Source organism: Natronomonas marina (genome assembly GCF_024298905.1).
In the GTDB taxonomy this organism is placed as follows: Archaea; Halobacteriota; Halobacteria; order Halobacteriales; family Haloarculaceae; genus Natronomonas; species Natronomonas marina.
On sequence record NZ_CP101154.1, the window covers coordinates 791,326 to 812,803 of the forward strand.

Sequence of the window (21,478 nt, forward strand, 5' to 3'; positions counted from 1 at the left end):
ATCACACGAACATGAACGTGATCAGCGCCAGTGTCGGGAGGACGACGACGAACTTCAGCCCCGCCATCAGGCTCACGTCGCGGATGTAGCCGGCGATGAGCCCGGAGATGATGGCCTGCAGCGTGACGGCGTGGAAGAACAAAAGCGTCAGCACCTCGATGTCGAGACCGCCGCCGAACTGGTCGGAGCCGCCCTCGGCAGCCTGCTGGGTCAGCCCCGCCATCGTGTCGAGGAACTCCACCTTCAGCAGCGCCATGACGCCGAGCAGGGTCACGTAGGTCATGATGATGATGACCATCTGCATCCGCGTCCGTGACTTGCGGTCGCGCTCGATGTCGTCCTGGTTCTCCGAGGCCTGGGCGGCCGTCGACAGCACCTGCGTAATCTGACTCGACGCCTCCTGGGCCTTCGAGATGAGCTTCACGGTCCGTGCCAGCCGGGGGATGTGGTACTTGTTGTTGAACTCCCGCAGCGCCGTCTTCAGGCTCGTCCCGTAGTTGACCTTCGCGTACATCACCCTGAACTCCTCCGCCAGCCGTCCCGAGGAGGTCTCGGCGACGACGTTCAACGACTCCAGGAGCGTCATCCCGGTGTCGTTGGCGCTGGAGAGCTTCCGGAGGTTGTCCGAGAGTTTGTTCGTGATCGAACTCCGCGAGCGGACGTTCCACTCGTGGAATATCGTCAGCGGCACGAAGTTGACGTACAGCGGGAGGTACACCCAGAAGAACGTCCCCCGGACCGGGCCGGCGAGCAGCCCGTCGACGGAGGTCGGCGCGAAGCCGGCCATCACCGAGAAGCCGACGAGCACGAGCGAGATGGGGACGGTGAGGGCGAGGACGGCAAGCGGATAATCCCGGAAGAACAGGTGCGGCGCCTTGAGGACGCTCGCGGTCAGGTGGGCTCCTTCCCGGGACTTCACCCGATCGAACACCGAGTAGTCGCCGGCGTAGTCGTCGGCCAGCCCCAGATCGAACATCCCGTCGGACTCGCCGACGACCTCCCCCCGCTCGTCGCGGAGGTAGCCGTCGCCGACCTCGTCCTGAACGACGGTCGATACCAAGACCAGAAATCCCGCCCCGATGAGCGGGATCAACCCGTAGACCGTCCCGTACAGGAGCCTGTCGTTTGCCTCCCCGAGCATCGACATGATGACGAGGATAATGATGAGAAGCAGGGGGAAAAGCGACAGCGTCATGTACATCTCGCCGAACAGCTCGAGGGTCTCCAGCACCAGCTCCTGTTCCTGCTTCGAGGTCCGCATCTGCTTTTCCTTCTGGTCTTCGAGGAACTTCTCCATGTCACCCCCGGAGTTGATGATCGAGAGCATGTCCGTGAGGAACTGGCTGAGTTCGTCGGAGGGGGTCTGTGCGGCCTGGTTTCGGATTGCCGTCCGGTAGTCGGTGTCGAAGTACTCCGTCTCCAGGACGATCGACTGGAACTCCTTTGCCACCTCGCCGTAGGTGTCGTCGGCCTTCGCCATGGCCTGCAGTATCTCCAGTTGGTTGAGGCCGCCGACCGACAGCGCGTACATGAACGACACCGAGTCCGACAGCAGCACGTTTATCTCTCGCTTCCGGGCGTCGGCGTCGAGGTAGGGCTTGCCGACCATCCCGCCGAAGCCCGCTCCGAAGCCGATGGAGCCGAAGACGAGCCCCGAGACGACGATGATGAAGGGTATCTTGAGCGCGTTGACGATGCCGAGGTACGGCTCCGGCAGCGACAACCCGAGGAACGTCGGCGGTTCGGTGACGAGGAAGGTAACGATCGCCCAGCCGACGGCGGTTCCGAGGAGCCACAGCACGACCCCCGCCAGCACGCCGATCCCGAGGGACTTCGAGAGGTAGATTTCGACCGTCTCCGGCATGCGCGCCTCGGCGAGTTTCGACTCCAGATTCCCGACGAAGTCGCCCTCGTCGTCGAACAGCCGGGTGTAGAGCGGGTAGAACGCGTCCGCGAGGACGTTTCCTCCCGATCCGGTGTTGGTACTCTCGGCGGACCCGAGGCTCATGGTTCGCTCCTGTCCGTCCCGTCGTCGCCCCGTGACGTCTCACCACCGTCGGTCGTCGCCTCGCCGTCACCGGTCTCGAAGGAGAACCCGCCGTAATCGAACTCCTCGTCCGAACTCGTCTCTCCGGGGTCAACGTCGCCGGCCTCGTCTATCTCGAGGGCGTCGGCGACGCCCTTCTCGACGGGTTCGTCCCCGTACTCCGCCAGCAGGTCCTCGCCGTCCCGAATGACCTCGCGGGCCTCCGCGAGCATCCCCTCGCCGGCCGAGGGTCGCGGCACCATCGCCTCCTTTTCGGGGTCGATGTCGATCTTGACCGACTCCATCTCCCGGAGGTCCTCCAGGGACCGCTCGAGTCCGTCGTTGGCGATGAGCCCCAGGATGGACTCGGGATCGTTGATGAACGCCTGCAGCGTCGCGGCGACCTGGGTGTAGGTGTTGAGCCCCTGCTCGATCAGGTACGCTAAAACGAGCTTTCGCATGAACATCTCCCGGTCGAGGCGCTCTTTGGTCCACCCGCGGTCGAACTGTATCTCGTCCAAGGTGTTCGACTCGCCCATCTGGAGGAACTCGTCGGTCTCGGCCTGCCACTGGTAGACGTCCTGGACGTTGATCTCGTCGTTCTCGGGGTCGTAGTGGTTGATCTCTGTCAGCGACTTGTTCCGGCGGACCTTGTTGCCCTGGACCCGCGTCTGGGTCTGGATCGAGACCAGATCCAGCGCCGTGAACATCGTCTTCGAGACGTTGATCGGGTCGGTCGTGAACCGCTTTATCACCTCGCCGACCGAGTCGGCGTGGAACGTCGTCAGCGTGGTGTGGCCGGTGGACATGACCTGGAACAGCGTCCGGCCCTCCTCGCCACGTATCTCGCCCATCACGATGTACTCCGGCCGCTGCCGCAGTGCGGCCTCCAGCAGGTCGAACTCGTCGACGTCACCCTTGTCGCCCTCGCTGAATGACGGCCGCGTGACGCTTGCGATCCAGTTGCGCTGCGGGAGTTCGACCTCGCGGGTGTCCTCGATGGAGACGATCTTCGCCTTCGAGGGGATGAAAAGCGAGACGGCGTTCAGGCTGGTGGTCTTCCCGGAGGCGGTGCCGCCGGCGAAGATGAGCGACTTGTGGTTCTCGATGCACAGCCAGAGGAAGGCCATCTCCTCCAGGGAGAACGTGTTCCAGTTGATGAGGTCGACGGGCGTGAACGGGACGTCCTTGAACTGCCGGATCGTGTAGTTCGTCCCGTGGTCGGAGACCTCCCGGCCGAGGGTCAACTGCGAGCGCGACCCGTCCGGCAGCGTCGCGTCGACCTGTGGGTTCCGTTTCGAGATGCCCTTGCCGGACCGCTGTGAGAGTTTCACCACGAAGTCGTCGAGTTCCTCCTCGCCGTGGTAGACGTTGGTGATGATCTGCTCGTAGTCGGAGTGGTAGACGAAGACGGGGGAGTTGTAGCCGTCACAGGAGATGTCCTCGACGTTGATGTCGTGTTTGATGCCGTCGATCCGCTCGAAGCCGATGAAGTCCCGCTTCAGGAGGTAGAGGAGCTTCTCGATCTGGTACTCGGTGAGGGTGTCGTCGTCCTCGCTTATGACCGCGGGTTCGGGGCGGGACGCCACGCCCTGTAGCTGGCCGGACCGTTCGGTCCGCTCGGCGCTTTCGCCCATGCCGACCGTACTCTTGAGGCCACCGAGCAGGCCGCCGTCGTCGGGCCGGGCATCGTCGTCGTAGAGGTCGTACCGCTCCAGCAGCTCGTGGGCCTCCCGCTCGATGACGTCGGCGCGGGCGTCCTCGCTGCCCTGGACGACCACCTGGTCGCTGGAGTACTTGATGGCGGTCTTGAGCTTTCCCGAGAGGAACTCCCTGAGGTCCTCCTCGATGGGGGTGAGGTGCGGTTCGATGAGGTAGTACTTCTTCTCGTTTTCCTTCTCGGAGTGGAAGATGACGACGAAGGCGTACGGCTTGTTCACCCAGTACCGCTCGACCTCCCGGAAGTGGTGTTTCTTCTCTGCGGGGACGGCCTTCTCGAGGTCGTAGCGGTTGACGACCGTGGTACCGCCGTTCTCGGCCGTGAAGAAGGCGTCCTCGTCGAGTTCGGGACTGACGCGGACGGTCCGTTCGGTGGCGGTGTCGGTCAGTCGGGCGGCGGCCTGACCGGCGCCGCCGATCATCTCCTCGAGTTCGCCGGCGTCGAACGCTCCGGCGTCGGCTTTCGCTCTGAGTTCCTCGAGGTCGTATCGGTCCGGTTCGGCGGCCCCCCCTTCCGCCGAAGCCTCCGACTCGGTGTCGGCTGGTTCGACCGGTTCCCCGGCACCGGCCGCGTCGCCGTCCGCGTCGTCGATAGCCATTGGCACACCCTTTCACCCCACCGGCGAAAAAGGTTTAGGCGCTATCTAGGCTCGAAACCGCGCGCCTGTGTGCACCCGTAACCGATATTAAGTACCCGTTAAACGACGGTAACGCGGACTAAACCCGACGTATCGAGAGCTTACGCGACGAACCGCTCGAGGCGGTTCATCGCCTCCTTCAGTTCGTCGAGACCGGTCGCGTAGGAGGCGCGGAGGTGGCCCTCGGCGCCCGCGCCGAAGGCGGTGCCGGGGACCATCGCCACCCCCTCCGCCTCGAGCAGGTCCTCGGCGAACGCCTCGGCGTCCTCGCCCGGACAGGCCGGGAAGACGTAGAAGGCGCCCGTCGCCTCGAAGCAGTCGATGCCCATCTCCTCGAACCGCGACAGCACGAAGTTCCGGCGGCGGTCGTACTGGGCGCGCATCTCGGCGACCTCCTCGCGGCAGTTGCGCAGCGCCTCGATGGCGGCGTACTGGGCGGTGGTCGGCGCCGACAGCATCGTGTACTGGTGGACGCGGTTCATCGCGGCGACGACCTCGCTGGGGGCCATCGCGTAGCCGAGTCGGAGCCCCGTCATGGCGTAGGCCTTCGAGAACCCGTTGAACACGACGGTCCGCTCCCGCATGCCGTCGAACTCGGCGATGGAGACGTGGTCGCCCTCGTAGGTGAGGTCGGCGTATATCTCGTCGGAGAGGACGGCGACGTCGTGCTCCCGGCAGAATTCCGCGACGGCAGCGAGTTCGAGGCGGTCCATCGTCGCACCCGTGGGGTTGTTCGGGTAGCAGTACACCAGCAGGTCGGCCTCGTCGGCGCCGGCCTCGTACAGCACCTCCGGGGTGAGTTTGAACTCGTCCTCGACGCGGGTGGGCACGTCGAGGACCTCGCCGCCGGCGAACCTGACGCCCGGTCTGTAGGAGACGTAACAGGGCTGGGCGACGGCGACGGTGTCGCCGGGGTTCACCAGCGCCCGGAAGGCGACGTCGATGGCCTCGCTGGCGCCCGCGGTCACGAGGACCTCCTCGTCGGGGTCGTACTCGAGGTTCCACCGGCGGGCGTCCTCCGCGATGGCCTCCCGGAGTTCCCGCTTGCCCCGGTTGGCGGTGTAGGAGGTCTGTCCGCGCTCCAGGGAGGTGATGGCGGCCTCGCGGGCGGCCCACGGTGCCGAGAAGTCCGGTTCGCCGACGCCCAGCGAGATGACGTCGTCCATCTCCTCGGCCAACTCGAAGAACCGCCGGATGCCCGACGGCGGCGTCTCGGCGACACGGTCGGAGGGCGTGAGCGTCATGGCGTGACCGACAGGCGGTCGTCGTCGCCGCCGTCGTCGAAGCGGTAGCCGCCCTGCTTGTAGGTCTCCATGATGTAGTGGGTGACCGTCTGGGTGATCTCGGGCAGCGGCGCGACCTTGTCGCTTATGAACCGCGAGACCTCCCGCATCGAGTCGCCCTCGACCTCGAGCGCGAAGTCGTAGTCGCCGGAGACGAGCCGCAACCCCTGCACCTCGGGGAAGCCGGCCAGCCGCTTTGCGACATCGCGGTAACTGGTCTCGCGGTCCAGCGTGACGTTGCACTCGACGTGGGCCTGGACGCGCTCGTCCCCGACGGCGTCCCAGTCGACGATGGCGGTGTAGCCCTGGATGACCCCGTCGGCCTCCAGTTCGGCGATCTTCGCCTCGACCTCGTCGGCCGACAGCCCCGTCAGCCGCGCGAGGTCGGCCGTCGAGTGGCGGGCGTCCTCGCACAGCAACTCCAGGAGTTCCTCGGCGTGGTCCATGGAGAATAGGACGGCAGCGCGGACTAAAGGGTTGCGAGGCCCCGTCAGTTCCTGCCACGGAGGCACCTATTATAATGGTCGTTAATGTGGTTCGGCATATAAGGTCAGTGGTTGGTATATTATCTCTCGATACTCTTATTATGTAGAGGATCGCACGGGGATGTATGCAGCAGCACGCGTTGCAGACGGCACTGACACTGTATCAGGGCGGAACACTGGACGTCGAGACGGCGGCCCGACAGGCCGGCATCTCCCCCAGCAGACTCCGCCGTGCCGTCGACCGCGTCGGCGGACCGAGTCCCGCCCCGCGGGCCGACACCGAGCGCGTCTCCCTCGGCGCGGACTGAGGGCCAATTAAGTCCCGGGGGTGACAACCCCCCGCCGTGTCGCGTCACGCGCCGCTCGTCGTCGGTCTGGTCTCCGGCTCCCACGTCGTCAACCACGCGTACCTCCTGCTTTTCGCCCCCGCCTTCCCGCTGCTCGGTGCGGAGTTCGGCGTCTCCGTCGCCGCCCTCGGACTCGCCGTCGGCGTCGTCAACGCCGTCGTCACCGCCGGACAGCTCCCGCTCGGCTACGTCTCCGACAGCTACAGCCACACCGCCGTCCTCGTGGGGTCGCTCGCCGTCGGCACGCTCGGCGCGGCGCTGGCCGCGGTCGCACCCTCCTACGAGGCCCTGCTCGGTGCCGCCGCGGTGATGGGCGCCGGCGTCGCGGGACATCACCCCGCCCACTACCCGCTCATCTCGGCGGCCGCCCCCGACGCCTACCGCTCGCGGGCCTACAGCGTCCACGGCTTCGCCGGCGCTCTCGGACTGGCGGTGCCGTTCGCCGCGGTGCCGGCCGCTGTCGCGCTCGGCTACGGCTGGCGGGCGGCCTTCGCAGCGGTCGCCGCCCTCGGGGTCTGTTACACCGCCGTCACGGTGCTCGCGGTCCGACGAGTGCCCCGCGAACTCGCCCGCGCCGGCGCCGAAGCCCGCGAGGTCGAGGCCGACGATACCGGCGGGACGCCCGGCGGTCGCGGCCGGGCGCTGGTCCGCCGGTTCCGTTCGTACCTCCGGACCGTGGCCGGCGCACCGCTCGTTCTCCTCCTGACGGCGCTGTGGTTCGTCAACAGCGCCGCAGCGTGGGGCGTCCGGACCTACGCCGCGACGGTGCTGGACGCCGGTTACGGGCTGGAGGCCGGAACCGCCTCGATAGTCGCCAGTGCCATGCTCGTCGTCGGCGCCGTCGTCCTGCTGGGCGGCGGCTACCTGGGCGACAGGGTCGGTCCGGTTCCGCTTCTGTACGCCGGCTACGGCGCGCTCGTCGTCTTTGCCGGCGCACTGGCGTCCGCACGCCTGCCGCTCGTCGCCGCCGTCGGCGTCGTCCTCCTGCTCGCGGCGACCGTCGACCTCTCGCGGCCGGCACGGGCGACGCTGACCGACCTCGCCTCCGAGCGCCGCGACGTCGGGAAGAACTTCGCGCTGATGACGGTCGGTATCTCGCTCGGCGGCGCCGTCGCGCCGCCCTTCTACGGCTACGTCATCGAGACCGCGAGCGTCGAGACCGCCTTCCTCGCCATCGCGGCGACGGCCGCCGTCGCGCTCGCGCTGTCGGCGTTCGTCGCCCGGGCCGCCGCCGAGTGAGGGGCCCTACCAGCTCGCCTGTCCGTAGATGAGGTTCCGCTGAATCTCGTTGGCACCCTCGTAGATGACCGGAATCCTGACGTCACGGTAGACCCGCGAGATGCGGTTCTCCGTCAGCACGGACCGACCGCCGTGCAGTTGCATCCCGCGCTCGGCACAGGTGTTGGCCGTCTCCGTCGACTTGACCTTCGCCATCGCGGCCCAGAACCCGGCGTTGTCCTTCGCGGCGACGCGGTCGGCGGCCTCCCAGTTGAGCGCACGCGCCGCCTGAAACTCCGTCATCATGTCCGCGAGGATGTGCTGGACCGTCTGGAACTCCGTGATGGTGCGGCCGAAGGCCGTTCGGCCGTGCGCGAAGTCGGCGGCCTCCTCGATGGCCGCGGCCGCCAGGCCGAGACCGTGCCCGCCGACGACGACCCGGCCGTAGTTGAAGAACTCCGCGAGCATGTAGAAGCCCGTCCCCTCGGCGCCGATGAGGTTCTCCTCGGGAATCCGAGCGCCGTCGAGTTCGATGCGGGCCTGCTTGGAGGCTCGGAAGCCCATCTTCTCGGGGATGTGCTCGGCATCGTAGCCGGCGGTGTCGGTCGGCACGACGAACAGCGAGTAGTTGCCGTAGCGGTCCTCGGGGTCGTCGCCGGTTTTCGCGTACAGCGTCACCCAGTCGGCCTCGACGCCGTTGCCGACCCAGTACTTCTCGCCGTCCAGCACCCACTCGTCGCCCTCCTTGCGGGCGGTCGTCTCCATACCGGCGAGGTCCGATCCCGTCTCCGGTTCGGAGACGGCCAGCCCCGAGAGCATCTCGTGTTCGGCGACGGGCCGGAGGTAGGCCTCCTTCTGGGCATCGGTCCCGTACTCCTCGAGTATCTTCGTGCCGAAGCTCGCGAGCTGCAGCGTCAGCGCGATGCCGGCGTCGGCCCGGTACAGTTCCTCGGTCATCGCGAGCAACTGGTGGACGTCGAATCCCCGGCCGCCGTACTCCTCGCTGATGTCCTGAGCCACGAGGCCGGCCTCCATGCCGGCCTCCAGGACCTCCCAGGGGTACTCGCCGGTCTCGAAGTAGTCGGCCGCGACCGGTTCGATGTACTCGGCGGCGAACTCCCGCGCCTCCTGTTTGACGTCGTGTGCGTGCTCCGGGACGGGACCGTTGTCTAACAATTCCATACCAACTAGAATATAAGATTTCCATCGTTAAAAATTGGTTGCCTTCAATTGCCGGTCGGAAGCGAAAGAGGAGGTAACGGCTTCCGGGTTCAGTCGTCGTCCGGCGCCGCCTCTTCGGGGACGCTTCCCTCGACCAGTGACTCGTCGGTGTACTGCTCGCGGATGTCCTTCTTCGAGAACTTCCCGGTCGCCGTCTTGGGAATCTCCTCGATGTACTCGATGTTGTCGGGGAGCCACCACTTCGGGTAGTCCTCGCCGAGCATCTCCAGTATCTCGTCGTCGAGCGTCGCCTCGTCGGCGCTCGCGGCGGGCACGACGAACGCCACCGGTCGCTCCTGCCACCGCTCGTGGGGGACGCCGACGACGGCCGCCTCGGCCACGTCGTCGTGGGCCATGATGGCGTTCTCGAGTTCGACCGACGAAATCCACTCGCCGCCGGACTTGATGACGTCCTTCGCGCGGTCGACGATCTTGATGTATCCCTCCTCGTCGACGGTGACCACGTCGCCGGTCTTGAGCCAGCCGTCCTCGAAGTCCTCCTCGTTGGCCTCCGGTCGCTGGAAGTACTCCTGGGTGACCCAGGGTCCGCGGACCCACAGTTCGCCGAACTCCTCGCCGTCCCAGGCGATCTCGTTTCCGTCCTCGTCGATGACCTTCATCTCCAGGCCGGGCACGAGCATCCCCTGCTTGGCGCGGTGCTCCAGTTGGGTCTCGTAGTCGGCGTCCCCGAGGCTGGACTTGAGTTGCGACACCGACCCCAGCGGCGACATCTCGGTCATGCCCCAGGCGTGCAGCAACTCGACGTCGTGGTCGTCGAACCACCGGATCATCGATTCGGGGGCGGCCGACCCGCCGACGATGACGGTGTCCAGCGTCGAGAGGTCGACCTCGTTGTCCTCCATGTACTCCATGAGGCCGAGCCAGACCGTCGGGACGCCGGCGGTGATGGTGACGCCCTCCTCCTCGATGAGACTCGCCACGTCGGCCGGTTCCGGCGACGGACCGGGGTAGACGTGTTTCGACCCGCCCGCCGTCGCGGTGAACGGCATCCCCCAGGCGTTGACGTGGAACATCGGCACCACCGGCATCACCACGTCGTCGTCGGCCATCGGGATGCCCTGCGGGGTCAGCGTCGCCATCGTGTGGCTCCACAGCATCTCGTGGGTGTACTCGACGCCCTTCGGGTTGCCCGTCGTCCCCGAGGTGTAGCACATCCCCGCCGGCGTGTCGCCGTCCAGCGCCGGCCAGTCGTACTCCGCCGCGTGGCCGTCGACGAACTCCTCGTAGGGCGTGGCGTCCAGCGTCTCCGTCTCAGTGCTGGACATCACGACGAAGTCGACGCCCTCGAACTCGGGGGCGTCGGCCGCCGCGCTCGCCAGTTTCGGCGCCAGCGAGTCGTCGACGAAGATGAGTTCGTCCTCGGCGTTGTCGACGATGTACTGGATGTGCTCGTCCGGCAACAGCGGGTTGATGGTGTGTAGCTGTGCGCCGATGGTCGGCACCGCGAAGTACGTCTCGAAGTGCCGGTGGTGGTTCCAGCAGAACGTCCCGACGCGGTCGCCGTCCTCGACCCCGTGCGCCTCGAGGGCGTTGGCCAGTTGTGCGGTCCGGTCGTCGTACTCGCTGTAGGTGTAGCGCTCAATCCCCTCGTGTGTGCGGGAGACGATCTCCGTGTCCGGGTACAGGTTCGCCGCACGCCACAGGAAGGGTCGGAGCGTCTGGTCGGTTCCTCCAGGCATCCCTTGCACGTAGAGGCGAGACTAACTTGGTTCTTGTCACCCGACCACAATCAAAAGGGAAGCCGTCGCCGCGCTACCCGACGCGGCGGCTGACCGCAAGCCCCTCCCCCAGCGGTAACAGCGTCGTCTCGAAGGAATCGGCCGCGCGGACGTGGTCCAGGTAGTCGGCGACACCCCCGGCCATCCCCCCGCGGGTCCCGCGGTCCTCGACGACCAGCCGGTAGATCTCCTCGAAGTCGAACGGACCCGCCGTCATGTTGTCCGCGACGACGACGCCGCCCGCGGAGACCTTCCCGCGAACCGCCTCGAACGCCTCCACGTAGCGCTCCTTCTCGTTGTCGATCAGCACGACATCGAACGGGCCGCGGTACTCCTCGACCGTCTCGATCGCGTCACCCAGTTCGAACCGGGTCGTGACGCCGAAATCGCCGCGGGCGAGGTACTCGCGGGCGTCGTCGAGTTCGTCGGCGTCGACCTCCGTGAGGACCAGTTCGCCGTCGGCCGGCAGTCCGCGGGCGAACCAGTACGCCGAGTAGCCGAACCCGGAGCCGAACTCGAAGACGCGCCGGGCGTCGACGAGGCCGGCGAGTTGCTGGAGCCAGCCGCCGACCGCTGGCCCGACGGTCGGGAACCCCGTCTCGGCGGCGCGGGCGTCCATCTCGCGGAGCACCTCGTCCGACTGCGGGCCGACCGCCTCGGCGAACGTCTCGACGTCGTCGGGTACGGTCATGCGGCGACGTTGGCGGCCGGCGGGCAAAAGCGCTCCTCCGTTCCGGCCGCCACCCCGTCCACGCGGCTCGCTGGCCCGGCCTCACCGGTACCGGTTCACCGGGAAGGTGATCCGGTCGCCGACGCCGTAGGGCCGCTTGACCATGATGTACACCCAGCCGATCAGCGAGAACAGCGGCTGCTGGAGCGCGAAGGTGACCGCGAAGCCGACGATGCCGAGCGAAAAGAGCAGTCCGAGGTACTGTCGAGTGAGCACGGCCGTCACGCCCACGACCGCCAGGACGATGAAGACGACCCGCAGGAGGCTCCGGAAGTCGTGCTTGCGACGCTTGTCCTCGGTGCGCTCGAGGAGGAGCTCGACGACGACGGCCAGCGCCGCGCCGCCGGCCAACAGTCCCCGGCTCAAGGGCGCCGTCAGCGCCACGCCGCCGACCGCTTCCTCGAGACCGACCGGCACCCCCCAGCTGATCGGAGCACCCAACGAACGCCGGTTAAAACCCCGGATATACTCCCCGACAGGCTGAGGCCCTCCGGGTACCGATGGAAGTACGAACGGGAAGCATGAGAGAGGACCTGATCGACTCGATACACGACCGACTCGACGAGATGCGAAGCGAGGCCTCCACCGAGCAGTCCCGCCAGATACGCGAAGTCCAGCAGATGGTAGTCGGCATCCGCGAAAGCGCCGACCCTCCGGCGGACGATCCGTCGGTCGACGACTGAAGCGGAACTCGACCCGAGCGGGGAAACGTCCCCCCATCGCAGGACACGAATGGTATCGGACTGTCACGTCCGGCGTTAATTTAATTCGGCCGATGCTTACTTTACAGTTCGTTGAGTATTCCCGTCGGCCGATCATGAGCGAGCAACCCGGACCCGACCGAACCGACGAAGAGCCGGACGCCGCCAGCGACGACGAGGAGTTCGACTTCGAGGAGGAGTCGGACGAGGAGGGCGTCCAGAACGAACAACAGCGGCGGCTCGAGGAGATGGAACAGCGCCTCGAGCGGAAAGAGGCCGAACTCGACGAGCGCGAACAGCGCCTCGAACGGGAGGCCGAGGAGCTCGACGAGCGCGAGGACGACCTGCTGGAGCGCCGCGAGGAGGTCGTCGACCTCCGCGAGGAGGTCGAGGAACTCGAAAGCGACATCGAGGAACGGAAGCAGCGCCTCGACGAGCGGGAGGCGGCCATCGAAGAACAGGAGCGCGAACTCGACGAGCGGAAGTCCGAACTCGCCCGGAAGGAAAAGACCCTCCAGAACTACGTCGGCAACGAGCTCGACGACGTCGAGAGCCGGCTGTCCGAGACCGTCCGCGACGCCGTCCGTTCCTCGATGCAGGACGTCGAGGGCGGTGGCGGCGTCGACGAGGAGACGCTGACGACGACGGTCCGGGAGAGCGTCGACGCGGCGATGGACCAGCAGGATTTGGACGGCTCCAGCAGCCCGTTCGGCGCCGTGCTGGGATCGCTTCTGGCCTTCCTCGGCATCCTGCTCGTCGCCGGCGGCGTGGCCAACGGGCTGCTCACGTTCGTCGGGACGACGGCAGTCAGTCCGCTGTTCGAACAGAGCTCCGCCAACTACATCGCCGCGTCCGTCCTCGTCATCATCGGCTTCGCCGCGAACCTCGCCGCCGCGGCCGGCCGGGTCTGATCGGACCGCCGGCACGACGATTTCTCCGGCTCCGACCCGGCAGTCGACACTGTCGACGCCTCAGTCCCGCCACTTGATCGAACAGCCCCGCGAGGGACGGAACTCGGCGTCCGGTTTTTCGCCGGCGAGGACGTCCTCGATGACCGACCGCATCTCGAAGCCCGGCTGGCCGGACGGTTCCGCGTCGGGGTCGAGGGCGTCGTCGAACCGGCCGTGATAGACCAGTCGGAAGCCGTCGTCGTTCTCGAAGAGGAACGGGTCCGGGGTACAGACGGCGCCGTAGGCTTCGGCGACGGCCTGTGGTTCGTCTCTGAGGTAGGCCGTGACGTCGATGTCGCCCGACTCGACGTACTCGACCATCCTCTCGAAGGAGTCCTCGGGGTACTCCTCGGCGTCGTTGGGGTTGATGCCGACGACGGCCACCTCCTCGTAGTCGTCGGCGATGGCGTTCATCGCCCCGAACTTCGCCTGTGCGTACGGACAGTGGTTGCAGGTGAAGACCACGAGCAGGGCGTCGTACTCCTCGAAGTCCTCGAGGGAGTACGTCTCGCCGTCGGTTCCCGGGAGGTCGAAGTCGGGGGGCCTGTCACCACGTTCGAGACGGTCGGATTCGGATTCGAGCGCGACCATACCGGCCGTAGGGGGTCCGGGCACCTAAACGCACCCGAAACGACGCTCGAAACGGCCGGCGGGGATTTACCCGTCGAGGGACACGTCCCGGACGTGGAGCCGGAACTCACGCGACGGAACGTCGCCATCGGCGTCGCAGCGGTCGCCGGAGTGTTGCTGTTGCTGTCGGCGACGGTCGCGGTCGCCTACGACTCGCCGCGCGTCCGAAGCACCGAGAGCCAGTTCGGCACGGTGACCGCCGAGGCGTCGGCCGTCGACACCACCATCGTCGTCCGAAACCCCAACGGGGTCGCGGTTCCCGGCGGCGTCGACCTGCAGTACACCGTCTCGCTCAACGACGTCCGGGTCGCCCGCGGCGCCGAGTCCGGCGTCGACATCGCCCCGGGCAACAACAGCATCGAAACGAACGCGACCTTCGACAACGGCAAGATACCGGCCTGGTGGGTCACCCACATCAACGGCAACGAGACGTCGACGATGACGACGACGGCCGACGTCGGCGTCGCCGGCCTGCCCGTCGGGCCGACGCTGACCGTCGAGCGCCGCGAGATAGAGACCGACCTGCTGGGGCCGCTGGCCGCCGAGAACGCCTCCCGGATGTCGCTGAACGACACGGACCTGCTGGTCATCGAGAACCAGACGGGTCGCTGGGGCGAGGCCGACGACCAGCGGACGCCGCTGGTCGTCTCCAACGCCCTCCGGAACGTCCACGACCGCCCGGTCGAGATCGACGGCACCGACTACGAGATACGGATGAACGGCGTCGTCGTCGGCGAGGGCGAGACGACCAACGGCGTCGCGCTGGCGCCCGGCGAGTCCACCACCTACGACGTCCGGGCGGTCATCGACACCCAGCGGATGCAGCGGTGGTGGGTGAGTCACCTCCGCAACGGCGAGACGACGGACCTCACAATCGAGGTGTTCGCCGTCGCGGTCGTCGACGGCGAGCGGGAGCGCCTCCCGCTGACCGTCTACGAGCGGCAGGCGGTCTTCGAGACCGACTTCCTCGACACCGGCGAGACGTCGGTCCGGGTCGTCGGGGACGGCAGCGGGTCGAACGCCTCCTTCGCCCGCCCGACGGTCCGGAACTCGACGAGCGCGTGGGGCGAGGTGCGCGACGACGAGACCGAGGTCCGAACGACCGTCCGAATCGACAATCCCACCGACGAGGCGTACGCCGATCTGCTCGCGCTCGTCGTCGACCAGCGGACGACCATCGCCGGCGTCACGGCCTCGGAGGGCACCGAACGGGTCGAGGACCTGCCGCGAGGGAGCGGGACCGTCGAGGTGACCTCGACGATGCCGCACTCGGTCGTCCCCGAGTGGTGGGCGGCCCACCTCGAGAACGGCGAGCGGTCGCGTAGCCGGACCGAACTCGACGCCGACGCGGACGCCGCGGTCACGACGCTGCCCGTCGACCTCCCGGACCGGAACTCGACCGTCGAAACGGACACGCTGGCCGACCTCGACGACGACTCGACGCGGGCCGTCGAGAGCGAGGAGACGGGGCGACGGCTCCTGACCGTCCACTCGACGAGCGCCGAGTACGTCGACCCGACGCCCGAGCGGGCGACCATCGTCGTCCGGGCCGACCTCGAGAACGACAACCCGCTCTCGTCGGTGACCATCCGCGACGTCGACTACACCGTCGCGCTCAACGACGTGACGCTGGCCGACCGGACCGCTCCCGAGACCCACACCCTCGACCCCGGCGAGCGCCGGACCGTCGAGTTCACGCTCGTGCTGAACAACTCCCGGATGGCGGCGTGGTGGCCGACCCACGTCCGCCGAAACGAGGTGTCGACGCTGGACCGCTCGGCGACCGCGACCGTCGAGACCGGCGGCGACACCGAACGGGTCGAGTTGGAGTTCCTCTCGACCGACCGGACCGTCGAGACGGACCTCCTGGCCGACTGAGTGGGTACACCGCTTATACGCGGTCGGCCCCTCTTTCAACCATGGACCTCCACCTGCTGGACCGGGGCCGAATCCACGCCGACCTGAACTTCGCGCTCGACGGGACGGCGGTCGCCGCCCACAGCGACCCCAATCCGGATCTCGAGTACGCCGAGTTCGCCGTCTGGAACCTCGTCGTCGACCACCCCGAGGCGACGATCCTGTGGGACACCGGCTCCCACCCCGACGCCGCCGACGGCTACTGGCCGGCACCGCTGTACGAGGCCTTCGCCCACCCCGACGCCGCCGAGCGGGACCTCGAGACGGCGCTCGGCGAGGTCGGTCTCGCAGTCGACGACATCGACTGCGTCGTCCAGTCGCACCTCCACCTCGACCACGCCGGCGGCCTGCACCACTTCGCCGGGACCGACGTGCCGGTGTACGTCCACCGGCGGGAACTGGAACACGCCTACCTGTCGGCGAACACGACCGCCGGCGGGACCGCCTACCTCGAAAGCGACTTCGATCACGACCTGAACTGGCAGGTGGTCGACCAGCACCGCCACCACCTCCTCGACGGCATCGAGTTGCTCCACGTCCCGGGCCACACGCCGGGACTGCTCGGCGCGCTCCTCGAACGCGACGGCGAGAACGTCCTCGTCGCCGGCGACGCGGCGTTCCTCGAGGCCAACTACGAGGAGGGTCACTCGATGGGGGCCAGCCTGCTGTACGACTCGCGGGCCGCCGCCGACAGCATCGAGTTCCTGCGGGACGTCGAGCGGCGCCACGACGCCCGCGTCCTCTACGGGCACGACCCCGACCAGTTCGAGCGGTTGCGCGGGGAGTTCTGACCGGGAAACGGATCGAAACGGCCGTGAGGGTGGGCCGACGAACCGTTCCTCCGTTCGGGTCGGCGTCGCCGGCCGCTCGCGGATGCTCCCGGGGGATCTACGCTCTCGTCCAGCGGAATCACACCATCGGATTCGGGGAAGCGACCGACGGGATCGAACCGCGAACGCCTACCGCGGCTGCCAGCCGTCGGGGTGGTCGCTCGTCTCCGCCGTCTCGACGCGGACCCGGTCGCGTTCGAGGTCGATGCGGCCGTCGAACACCTGTGCGAAGGTGTGGATCGTCTGCTCGTCGTGGGCGGCCGGCGTCATCACGAAGAGACCGAGACCGTCCCGTCGCCGGATGTGGGCGGTGAGGACGCTGAGAAAGCGGAAGACGGCGGCGTCGTCGGCGTAGTACAGGAACGTCGAGACCGAGTCGATGGCGAGCGTCGGTCGCTCGGTCGCCTTGAGGAACTCGGAGACGGGCATCGAGACGCCGGTGAGGTCCGCGGGCGAGCCGATGGTGCCGGTGCTGCCGGACTCGGTCGGCGAGCAGTCGACGACCGACGAGACCGACGCCAGCGCGCTCGGCGGCGTCCGCTCCAGCCCCATCGTCGCCGCGACGAGCAGCGTCTCGCCGGCCCGCCGGCCGCCGACGCCGTCGACGAACGGCGTCGTCCCCGCGAGCGGCGGCGCGTGTACGACGTAGCTGCCGGCGGTTTCGGCGAGCCACTCGTCGATTTCGGCCACGCTACGGCGTTGGACCCCCCAACCGAAATCCGTTTCGACGTTTTCGCCGGCCGTTACTCGCTACCCCCGGGACCGACGCGTTCATCCGCTCGTCAGCCTCCCGAACACGGTGTCGGCGCCATCGTCGCCGACCGCCCGGGCCCACAGCACCAGCACCGACGGCAGGACGTACAGCGACGCGAGATAGGCGTAGAAGACGCTCAGCGCGGTCAGCAGACCGAACTGGCCGATGGCGGGGAACAGCGACAGCACCAGCACCCCGATGCCGAAGACGGTCGTGAGCATGCTCCCGGTGAGGGCGCCGCCGGTCCCCTTCACCGTCCGGTCGATGGCCTCGTAGAGTTCGACGCCGTTCTCGACGTACTCGTCGGCGAACCGGTGGGTGATGTGGACGGAGTAGTCGATGCCGAGCCCGATGGTGATGGCGAGGATGGTCGCGGTGAAGGCGTTGAACGACAGCCCGAGCAGGCGGATGGAGCCGGCGACCAGACAGACGGTGACGACTATCGGCACCACGTTGGCGATACCGAGGGAGGCCCGCCCGAGCAGCAGCCAGTAGACGGCGACGAGGAACAGCGACGACCCCACGAGCGCGACGACGAGGCTGACGATGGCCGACTCGAGGATGACCGTGGAGATGGACTCGAAGACGACGGTGCTGCCGGTCGCGGTCGCCTCGAACCGCTGTCTGTCCGCGAGCGTCCGGGCGTCGGCGGTCACCTCGCCCTGCGTCGCGTCGGACTTCACGGTGTAGACGACCCGCGTGCTCCGTCGGTCGGCCGTCATGTACTGGCTGGCACGCTCGCCGGCCGGCGAGTCGTACAGCGCGTCGTAGACGTCCGGGAGGTTCTCGTCGGGGATACCGTCGTCGTCGGCGTCGTTGCGGTCGACGAGTCGGGCGAAGGCGGGGTCACGGTCGGCGTAGTCCCGGATGACGGTGACGATGCTGGTCGCCTCGGCCTGGCGGTCCTCGGTCACCACGGAGGACGGCGGGTCCCGGCCGGCGCGGTGCAGCGACTCCAGGGCCGACCCCCGTTCCATCGGTCCCTCGACGTACACCGTTACGGTGTCTGACTGTCCGGTCTCGAAGCTCTCTTCGAGGAAGTTCAGCGTTCCCGTGACGGTGTACTCGCCCGGCGCGAACGGCTCCGGCAACGCGTCGTAGTAGTCCGGCTGGTCGGCGGGCGGTAGGAAGTCCTCGGTCTCGAAGGTGGTGTCGACGCCGGTCGCGTAGCCGGCCGAGACGCCGCTGACGACGAGGAGGGCGACGACGAAGACCAGCGGCCCCACCCGGGCGATACGGCTGCCGGCGCCCTGGAACCGCCCGAGCGCCGATTCGCCGAACCCCAGCGGCGTCGTCCCGAACGTCGGAATCGGGTAGCGCTCCCGGGCGTGGTCGAGTTTCACCTTCGCCGCCGGCAGGAACACCCCGAAGATGGCGAACGTGAAGACGATGCCGACGGCGGCGACGATGCCGAACTCCCGTATCGGCGGCAGGTCGCTCGTCAGGTTCGCGCCGAACCCGATGACGGTCGTGCCCGTCACGATGAAGAACGCCACGAGCACCTGGTCGGTCGTCTCGGTCATCGACGCGGCGATGTCGCGGCCCCGGGCCCGCTCCTCGCGGTAGCGGTTCACCGCGTGGATGCCGAAGTCGATGCCGACCGCCAGCAACAGCGGCGGGACCGCGATGAGCACCTGGCTGAACGCGATGCCGGCGATGCCCATGAAGCCGAACGTCCACACCAGCGCCATGAACAGCGCGACGACGCCGAGAAGCAGGTCCGCGAGGTCCCGGTAGGCCACCGAGAGGAACACGGTGATGAGAAGCACCGCCGCGGGGACGACGATTGCCAGCGTATCGTTGATGACGGCGCTGAACTCGGCGGCGATGACGCCGGAGCCGAACACCGTGATGTCGCCGCCGACGGAGTCGACGATGCGTTCGGCCTCCTGCTGGATCGGCGTCAGCGGGCTGGAGCCGCCCTGGCCGGCGCTGCCGGAGACGCCGCCAGGAATCTCGTGGCTGACGACGCCGATGGTGGCCGACGCCGACGCCGACTCGGGGTTGTAGTCCTCCGAGAGCAGCCCCGAGAACCGGGGGTTCGTCTCGTCGGCCGCCCGGACGGCCGCCCGTATCTCGGTGTCGGTCGCGCCCTCGATGGCGCGCTGCTGGGCGGCGAGCGTCTCGGCGTCGGGGTCGAGCTGTCGGGCGACGATGCCCGCCGCACTGGAGGTGCTCTCGACGCGCATCCCGGGGCGGTCGGCCATGCGCTCTTGGACCTCCAGCATCCGGAGCATCGCCGTCCGCGAGAGGACGTTCCCGCTCCGCTGTATCAGCTGTGTGCTCCCCGTGTCCGCGGCGAAGGCGGGGCTGAACTTCGCGTTGACCTCGTCGAGGGCCTCCTGAGCGGGGACGTCCTGGGTGAACTGCTGGGTGCCGGCCTCCGTCGAGACGCCGCCCAGGCCGAGCGCGAACATCCCCGTCACGAGCAGGAACGCGACGACGACCGTTCCGGGACGCTCGGTGACGTACCCGTCGACCCGGTCGACGTACGGCTGGTAGTCCAGTGCCATCTACATCCGTCGGAGCGCAAGCGGTGCGAGGGGAACGGCGAGCAGCGAGACGGCCGCGAGCAACCCGACGGGCACGACGGAGCCGAACAGCCCGCCGCCGCCGGCGACGACGGTGACCGGCCGTCGGTAGGTGTCCGAGAGGCGGGTCTCGCCGTCGCGGTCGACGTACTGGAAGTCGACGGATATCGGGTACTCCTTGGCCAGCGCGGAGCCGGACGCCGAGACGCGGAACGGGATTTCGGTCGTCTCTCCGGGTAGCAGGGAGGCGACGTACGCCTCGTCGTCGTCGGCCGACAGCGGGCTGGAGGCGAACAGTTTCGCGGAGACGTCCGTCACCGTCTCGTTGCGCTGGTTCGTGACGGCGAGGACGATGCGGTTCGTCCCGCCGGCCGTGACCGTCGCGTTCCGCGTCTCGACGGCGAAGACGTCCCGCTGCGGGCCGACCGCCGCCTGGAACCGAACGGGGTCGACGCTGCGGAGGTCGCCGTCGGCGCCCTCGTACTCGGTTTCGAGGCCGAACTGCCGGACCCCCTCGCGGGCGGCGCTCGCAAGCTCGACGTCGAAGGAGACGTTCGTCGACTCGCCGCCCGCGAGGTCACCGATTGCCACCTCGGGTTCGACGACCTCGACGTTCTCGGCGGGCGGTTGCAGCGTCACGACCGCGTTGTCGAGGTCGGCGGGACCCTCGTTGACCACCGTCGCCCGCAGCGTTCCCTCCTCGCCGACGCGAAGCGTCGAGGAGACGTTCTCGACGCGGACCGTCTGCTCCGACAGCGGCCGCACCTGTAGCGACGGGTCGTCGTCGGTCCCGGCGAAGCCGTCGACATCGTCGTAGCTGATCGTCGCCGCCAGCGGGTACGACCGCACGCTGGCCTCGGACCCGAAGTCGACGCCGACGCGGACGGAGCGACGCTCGCCGGGCGCGAGTCGACCGACCGTGGCGAACGCCGTCGGCGAGTCCTCGAAGGTCACCTGCGGACTCCGGGACTCCAGGGCGACCGAGACGTCGGTCGCGGCTTCGGTTCCGACGTTCTCGACCTCGACGGTCGCCGTCCCGGAGCCGCCGACCTGGGCGTCGGTCTCGAGGGTCCGGACGTCGAACCGGGGGCCGCTCTCGACGACGACGTCGACCGTCCGGCTGACCGTCCGGGTCCGCTCGCTGGTCCGGAACAGCGACGGGATGACCCGGTCGGTGTAGGAGTAGGTGAGGTCGACCTCCAGTTCGTAGGTCCCCGGTTCGACGCCGTCCGGCACCTCGAGTTCGACGGGCGCGGTCCCCGGCCGGCTTTCGGTGACCGACCCGACGGACTGCTTGCCGCTGCGGACGACCAGCGGCGTGTCGCTCCCGTTCACCTCGACGCGGACGTTCCGTGCGGTCGTCACCGCCTCCCGCGCCGGCGGTATCCCCGAGGTCACCTCCCCGCGGTTCGTGACCTGGAGGGTGAGGGTCGTCTGTTCGCCCGGCGACACCGTCGGTGACGGCGCCAGCACGTTCAGGTTCGGCTGCCCGCCGTAGCCCGAGGACCGGTCGCCCTCCTGTGCGACGGCGACACCGGCGACGCTGCTGACGGTCACCAGGACCACGAACGCGACGACGAACGGGCTACGTCGCACCCGAACGACCTCCCTTGCGGCCCGCGGTACCCGTGGTCGTCCGGCGGTCGCGCCCCCGTCCCCCGGTCGGGACGCGGCTCGAACCTCCCTGCGAAGAACGGATGCTCATTGGCGGAACGAGACTCCACGAATGGATAAACATTTTGTTCGTGTATTCTCTATC

General features: G+C 68.1%; 18 protein-coding genes. 6 read left to right on the forward strand and 12 right to left on the reverse strand.

The window, feature by feature from the left end; genetic code table 11:
* Position 1: 1 nt before the first annotated feature.
* The 4 genes from NLF94_RS04265 to NLF94_RS04280 form a co-directional block, all read right to left on the reverse strand.
* On the reverse strand, positions 2 to 2,008 hold the full coding sequence (locus NLF94_RS04265; RefSeq protein ID WP_254840226.1) for a type II secretion system F family protein: 2,007 nt from the start codon (positions 2,006 to 2,008) through the stop codon (positions 2 to 4).
* Positions 2,005 to 4,344 carry a type II/IV secretion system ATPase subunit gene (locus NLF94_RS04270; protein ID WP_350355844.1) on the reverse strand — a complete coding sequence of 780 codons (2,340 nt, stop codon included), beginning with the start codon at positions 4,342 to 4,344 and terminating at the stop codon, positions 2,005 to 2,007. The genes NLF94_RS04265 and NLF94_RS04270 overlap by 4 nt, the downstream gene beginning before the upstream one ends.
* 140 nt (positions 4,345 to 4,484) lie before the next feature.
* Positions 4,485 to 5,627, reverse strand: a complete 1,143-nt coding sequence (locus tag NLF94_RS04275; RefSeq protein ID WP_254840227.1) for a pyridoxal phosphate-dependent aminotransferase — start codon at positions 5,625 to 5,627, stop codon at positions 4,485 to 4,487.
* Positions 5,624 to 6,112, reverse strand: a complete 489-nt coding sequence (locus NLF94_RS04280) for an Lrp/AsnC family transcriptional regulator (protein ID WP_254840228.1) — start codon at positions 6,110 to 6,112, stop codon at positions 5,624 to 5,626. Before NLF94_RS04280 ends, NLF94_RS04275 begins: the two co-directional genes overlap by 4 nt.
* Before the next feature lie 164 nt (positions 6,113 to 6,276).
* On the opposite strand from NLF94_RS04280, the gene NLF94_RS04285 reads away from it, so the two are divergent.
* Both NLF94_RS04285 and NLF94_RS04290 read left to right on the forward strand, forming a co-directional pair.
* Positions 6,277 to 6,459 carry a DUF7317 family protein gene (locus tag NLF94_RS04285; protein ID WP_254840229.1) on the forward strand — a complete coding sequence of 61 codons (183 nt, stop codon included), beginning with the start codon at positions 6,277 to 6,279 and terminating at the stop codon, positions 6,457 to 6,459.
* Positions 6,460 to 6,495: 36 nt separating this feature from the next.
* Complete coding sequence (locus NLF94_RS04290; protein WP_254840230.1) at positions 6,496 to 7,737, forward strand: MFS transporter; 1,242 nt, start codon at positions 6,496 to 6,498, stop codon at positions 7,735 to 7,737.
* A gap of 6 nt (positions 7,738 to 7,743) precedes the next feature.
* On the opposite strand, the gene NLF94_RS04295 is transcribed toward NLF94_RS04290, so the two are convergent.
* From NLF94_RS04295 to NLF94_RS21055, 4 genes are all read right to left on the reverse strand, one after another.
* The gene (locus NLF94_RS04295) at positions 7,744 to 8,898 is read right to left on the reverse strand and encodes an acyl-CoA dehydrogenase family protein (RefSeq protein ID WP_254840231.1); all 1,155 of its coding nucleotides are present in this window, start codon (positions 8,896 to 8,898) and stop codon (positions 7,744 to 7,746) included.
* 89 nt (positions 8,899 to 8,987) lie between these two features.
* Positions 8,988 to 10,637 carry a long-chain fatty acid--CoA ligase gene (locus tag NLF94_RS04300; RefSeq protein ID WP_254840232.1) on the reverse strand — a complete coding sequence of 550 codons (1,650 nt, stop codon included), beginning with the start codon at positions 10,635 to 10,637 and terminating at the stop codon, positions 8,988 to 8,990.
* Between the two features lie 73 nt (positions 10,638 to 10,710).
* Complete coding sequence (locus tag NLF94_RS04305) at positions 10,711 to 11,367, reverse strand: O-methyltransferase (RefSeq protein ID WP_254840233.1); 657 nt, start codon at positions 11,365 to 11,367, stop codon at positions 10,711 to 10,713.
* 81 nt (positions 11,368 to 11,448) lie between these two features.
* Positions 11,449 to 11,847 carry a mechanosensitive ion channel family protein gene (locus NLF94_RS21055; protein WP_254840234.1) on the reverse strand — a complete coding sequence of 133 codons (399 nt, stop codon included), beginning with the start codon at positions 11,845 to 11,847 and terminating at the stop codon, positions 11,449 to 11,451.
* 80 nt (positions 11,848 to 11,927) lie between these two features.
* On the opposite strand from NLF94_RS21055, the gene NLF94_RS04315 reads away from it, so the two are divergent.
* On the forward strand, positions 11,928 to 12,089 hold the full coding sequence (locus tag NLF94_RS04315; protein ID WP_254840235.1) for a hypothetical protein: 162 nt from the start codon (positions 11,928 to 11,930) through the stop codon (positions 12,087 to 12,089).
* A 134-nt stretch (positions 12,090 to 12,223) separates the two neighbouring features.
* On the forward strand, positions 12,224 to 13,018 hold the full coding sequence (locus NLF94_RS04320; RefSeq protein WP_254840236.1) for a coiled-coil domain-containing protein: 795 nt from the start codon (positions 12,224 to 12,226) through the stop codon (positions 13,016 to 13,018).
* Between the two features lie 60 nt (positions 13,019 to 13,078).
* Here NLF94_RS04320 and NLF94_RS04325 read toward each other — a convergent pair whose 3' ends face one another.
* Positions 13,079 to 13,648, reverse strand: coding sequence for a thioredoxin family protein (locus NLF94_RS04325; RefSeq protein WP_254840237.1), 570 nt, complete (start codon positions 13,646 to 13,648; stop codon positions 13,079 to 13,081).
* A gap of 93 nt (positions 13,649 to 13,741) precedes the next feature.
* On the opposite strand from NLF94_RS04325, the gene NLF94_RS04330 reads away from it, so the two are divergent.
* Entirely contained in the window at positions 13,742 to 15,565 is a 1,824-nt protein-coding gene (locus NLF94_RS04330) for an LEA type 2 family protein (RefSeq protein WP_254840238.1), read from the forward strand.
* A gap of 41 nt (positions 15,566 to 15,606) precedes the next feature.
* Positions 15,607 to 16,395 (forward strand): N-acyl homoserine lactonase family protein, encoded by a 789-nt coding sequence (locus NLF94_RS04335; RefSeq protein WP_254840239.1) that lies wholly within the window; start codon positions 15,607 to 15,609, stop codon positions 16,393 to 16,395.
* Positions 16,396 to 16,563: 168 nt separating this feature from the next.
* On the opposite strand, the gene NLF94_RS04340 is transcribed toward NLF94_RS04335, so the two are convergent.
* The 3 genes from NLF94_RS04340 to NLF94_RS04350 form a co-directional block, all read right to left on the reverse strand.
* On the reverse strand, positions 16,564 to 17,124 hold the full coding sequence (locus NLF94_RS04340) for a DUF7504 family protein (RefSeq protein WP_254840240.1): 561 nt from the start codon (positions 17,122 to 17,124) through the stop codon (positions 16,564 to 16,566).
* Positions 17,125 to 17,205: 81 nt separating this feature from the next.
* Complete coding sequence (locus tag NLF94_RS04345) at positions 17,206 to 19,695, reverse strand: efflux RND transporter permease subunit (RefSeq protein ID WP_434085394.1); 2,490 nt, start codon at positions 19,693 to 19,695, stop codon at positions 17,206 to 17,208.
* 6 nt (positions 19,696 to 19,701) lie between these two features.
* Positions 19,702 to 21,315, reverse strand: a complete 1,614-nt coding sequence (locus NLF94_RS04350) for a COG1361 S-layer family protein (RefSeq protein WP_254840242.1) — start codon at positions 21,313 to 21,315, stop codon at positions 19,702 to 19,704.
* Positions 21,316 to 21,478 lie beyond the last annotated feature (163 nt).

Bases quoted from the DNA above. Each gene is read 5' to 3' on its own strand.
- NLF94_RS04265 (WP_254840226.1), bottom strand. From the start codon at position 2,008: ATGAGCCTCGGGTCCGCCGAGAGTACCAACACCGGATCGGGAGGAAAC.
- NLF94_RS04270 (WP_350355844.1), bottom strand. From the start codon at position 4,344: ATGGCTATCGACGACGCGGACGGCGACGCGGCCGGTGCCGGGGAACCG.
- NLF94_RS04275 (WP_254840227.1), bottom strand. From the start codon at position 5,627: ATGACGCTCACGCCCTCCGACCGTGTCGCCGAGACGCCGCCGTCGGGC.
- NLF94_RS04280 (WP_254840228.1), bottom strand. From the start codon at position 6,112: ATGGACCACGCCGAGGAACTCCTGGAGTTGCTGTGCGAGGACGCCCGC.
- NLF94_RS04285 (WP_254840229.1), top strand. From the start codon at position 6,277: ATGCAGCAGCACGCGTTGCAGACGGCACTGACACTGTATCAGGGCGGA.
- NLF94_RS04295 (WP_254840231.1), bottom strand. From the start codon at position 8,898: ATGGAATTGTTAGACAACGGTCCCGTCCCGGAGCACGCACACGACGTC.
- NLF94_RS04300 (WP_254840232.1), bottom strand. From the start codon at position 10,637: ATGCCTGGAGGAACCGACCAGACGCTCCGACCCTTCCTGTGGCGTGCG.
- NLF94_RS04305 (WP_254840233.1), bottom strand. From the start codon at position 11,367: ATGACCGTACCCGACGACGTCGAGACGTTCGCCGAGGCGGTCGGCCCG.
- NLF94_RS04315 (WP_254840235.1), top strand. From the start codon at position 11,928: ATGAGAGAGGACCTGATCGACTCGATACACGACCGACTCGACGAGATG.
- NLF94_RS04320 (WP_254840236.1), top strand. From the start codon at position 12,224: ATGAGCGAGCAACCCGGACCCGACCGAACCGACGAAGAGCCGGACGCC.
- NLF94_RS04325 (WP_254840237.1), bottom strand. From the start codon at position 13,648: ATGGTCGCGCTCGAATCCGAATCCGACCGTCTCGAACGTGGTGACAGG.
- NLF94_RS04335 (WP_254840239.1), top strand. From the start codon at position 15,607: ATGGACCTCCACCTGCTGGACCGGGGCCGAATCCACGCCGACCTGAAC.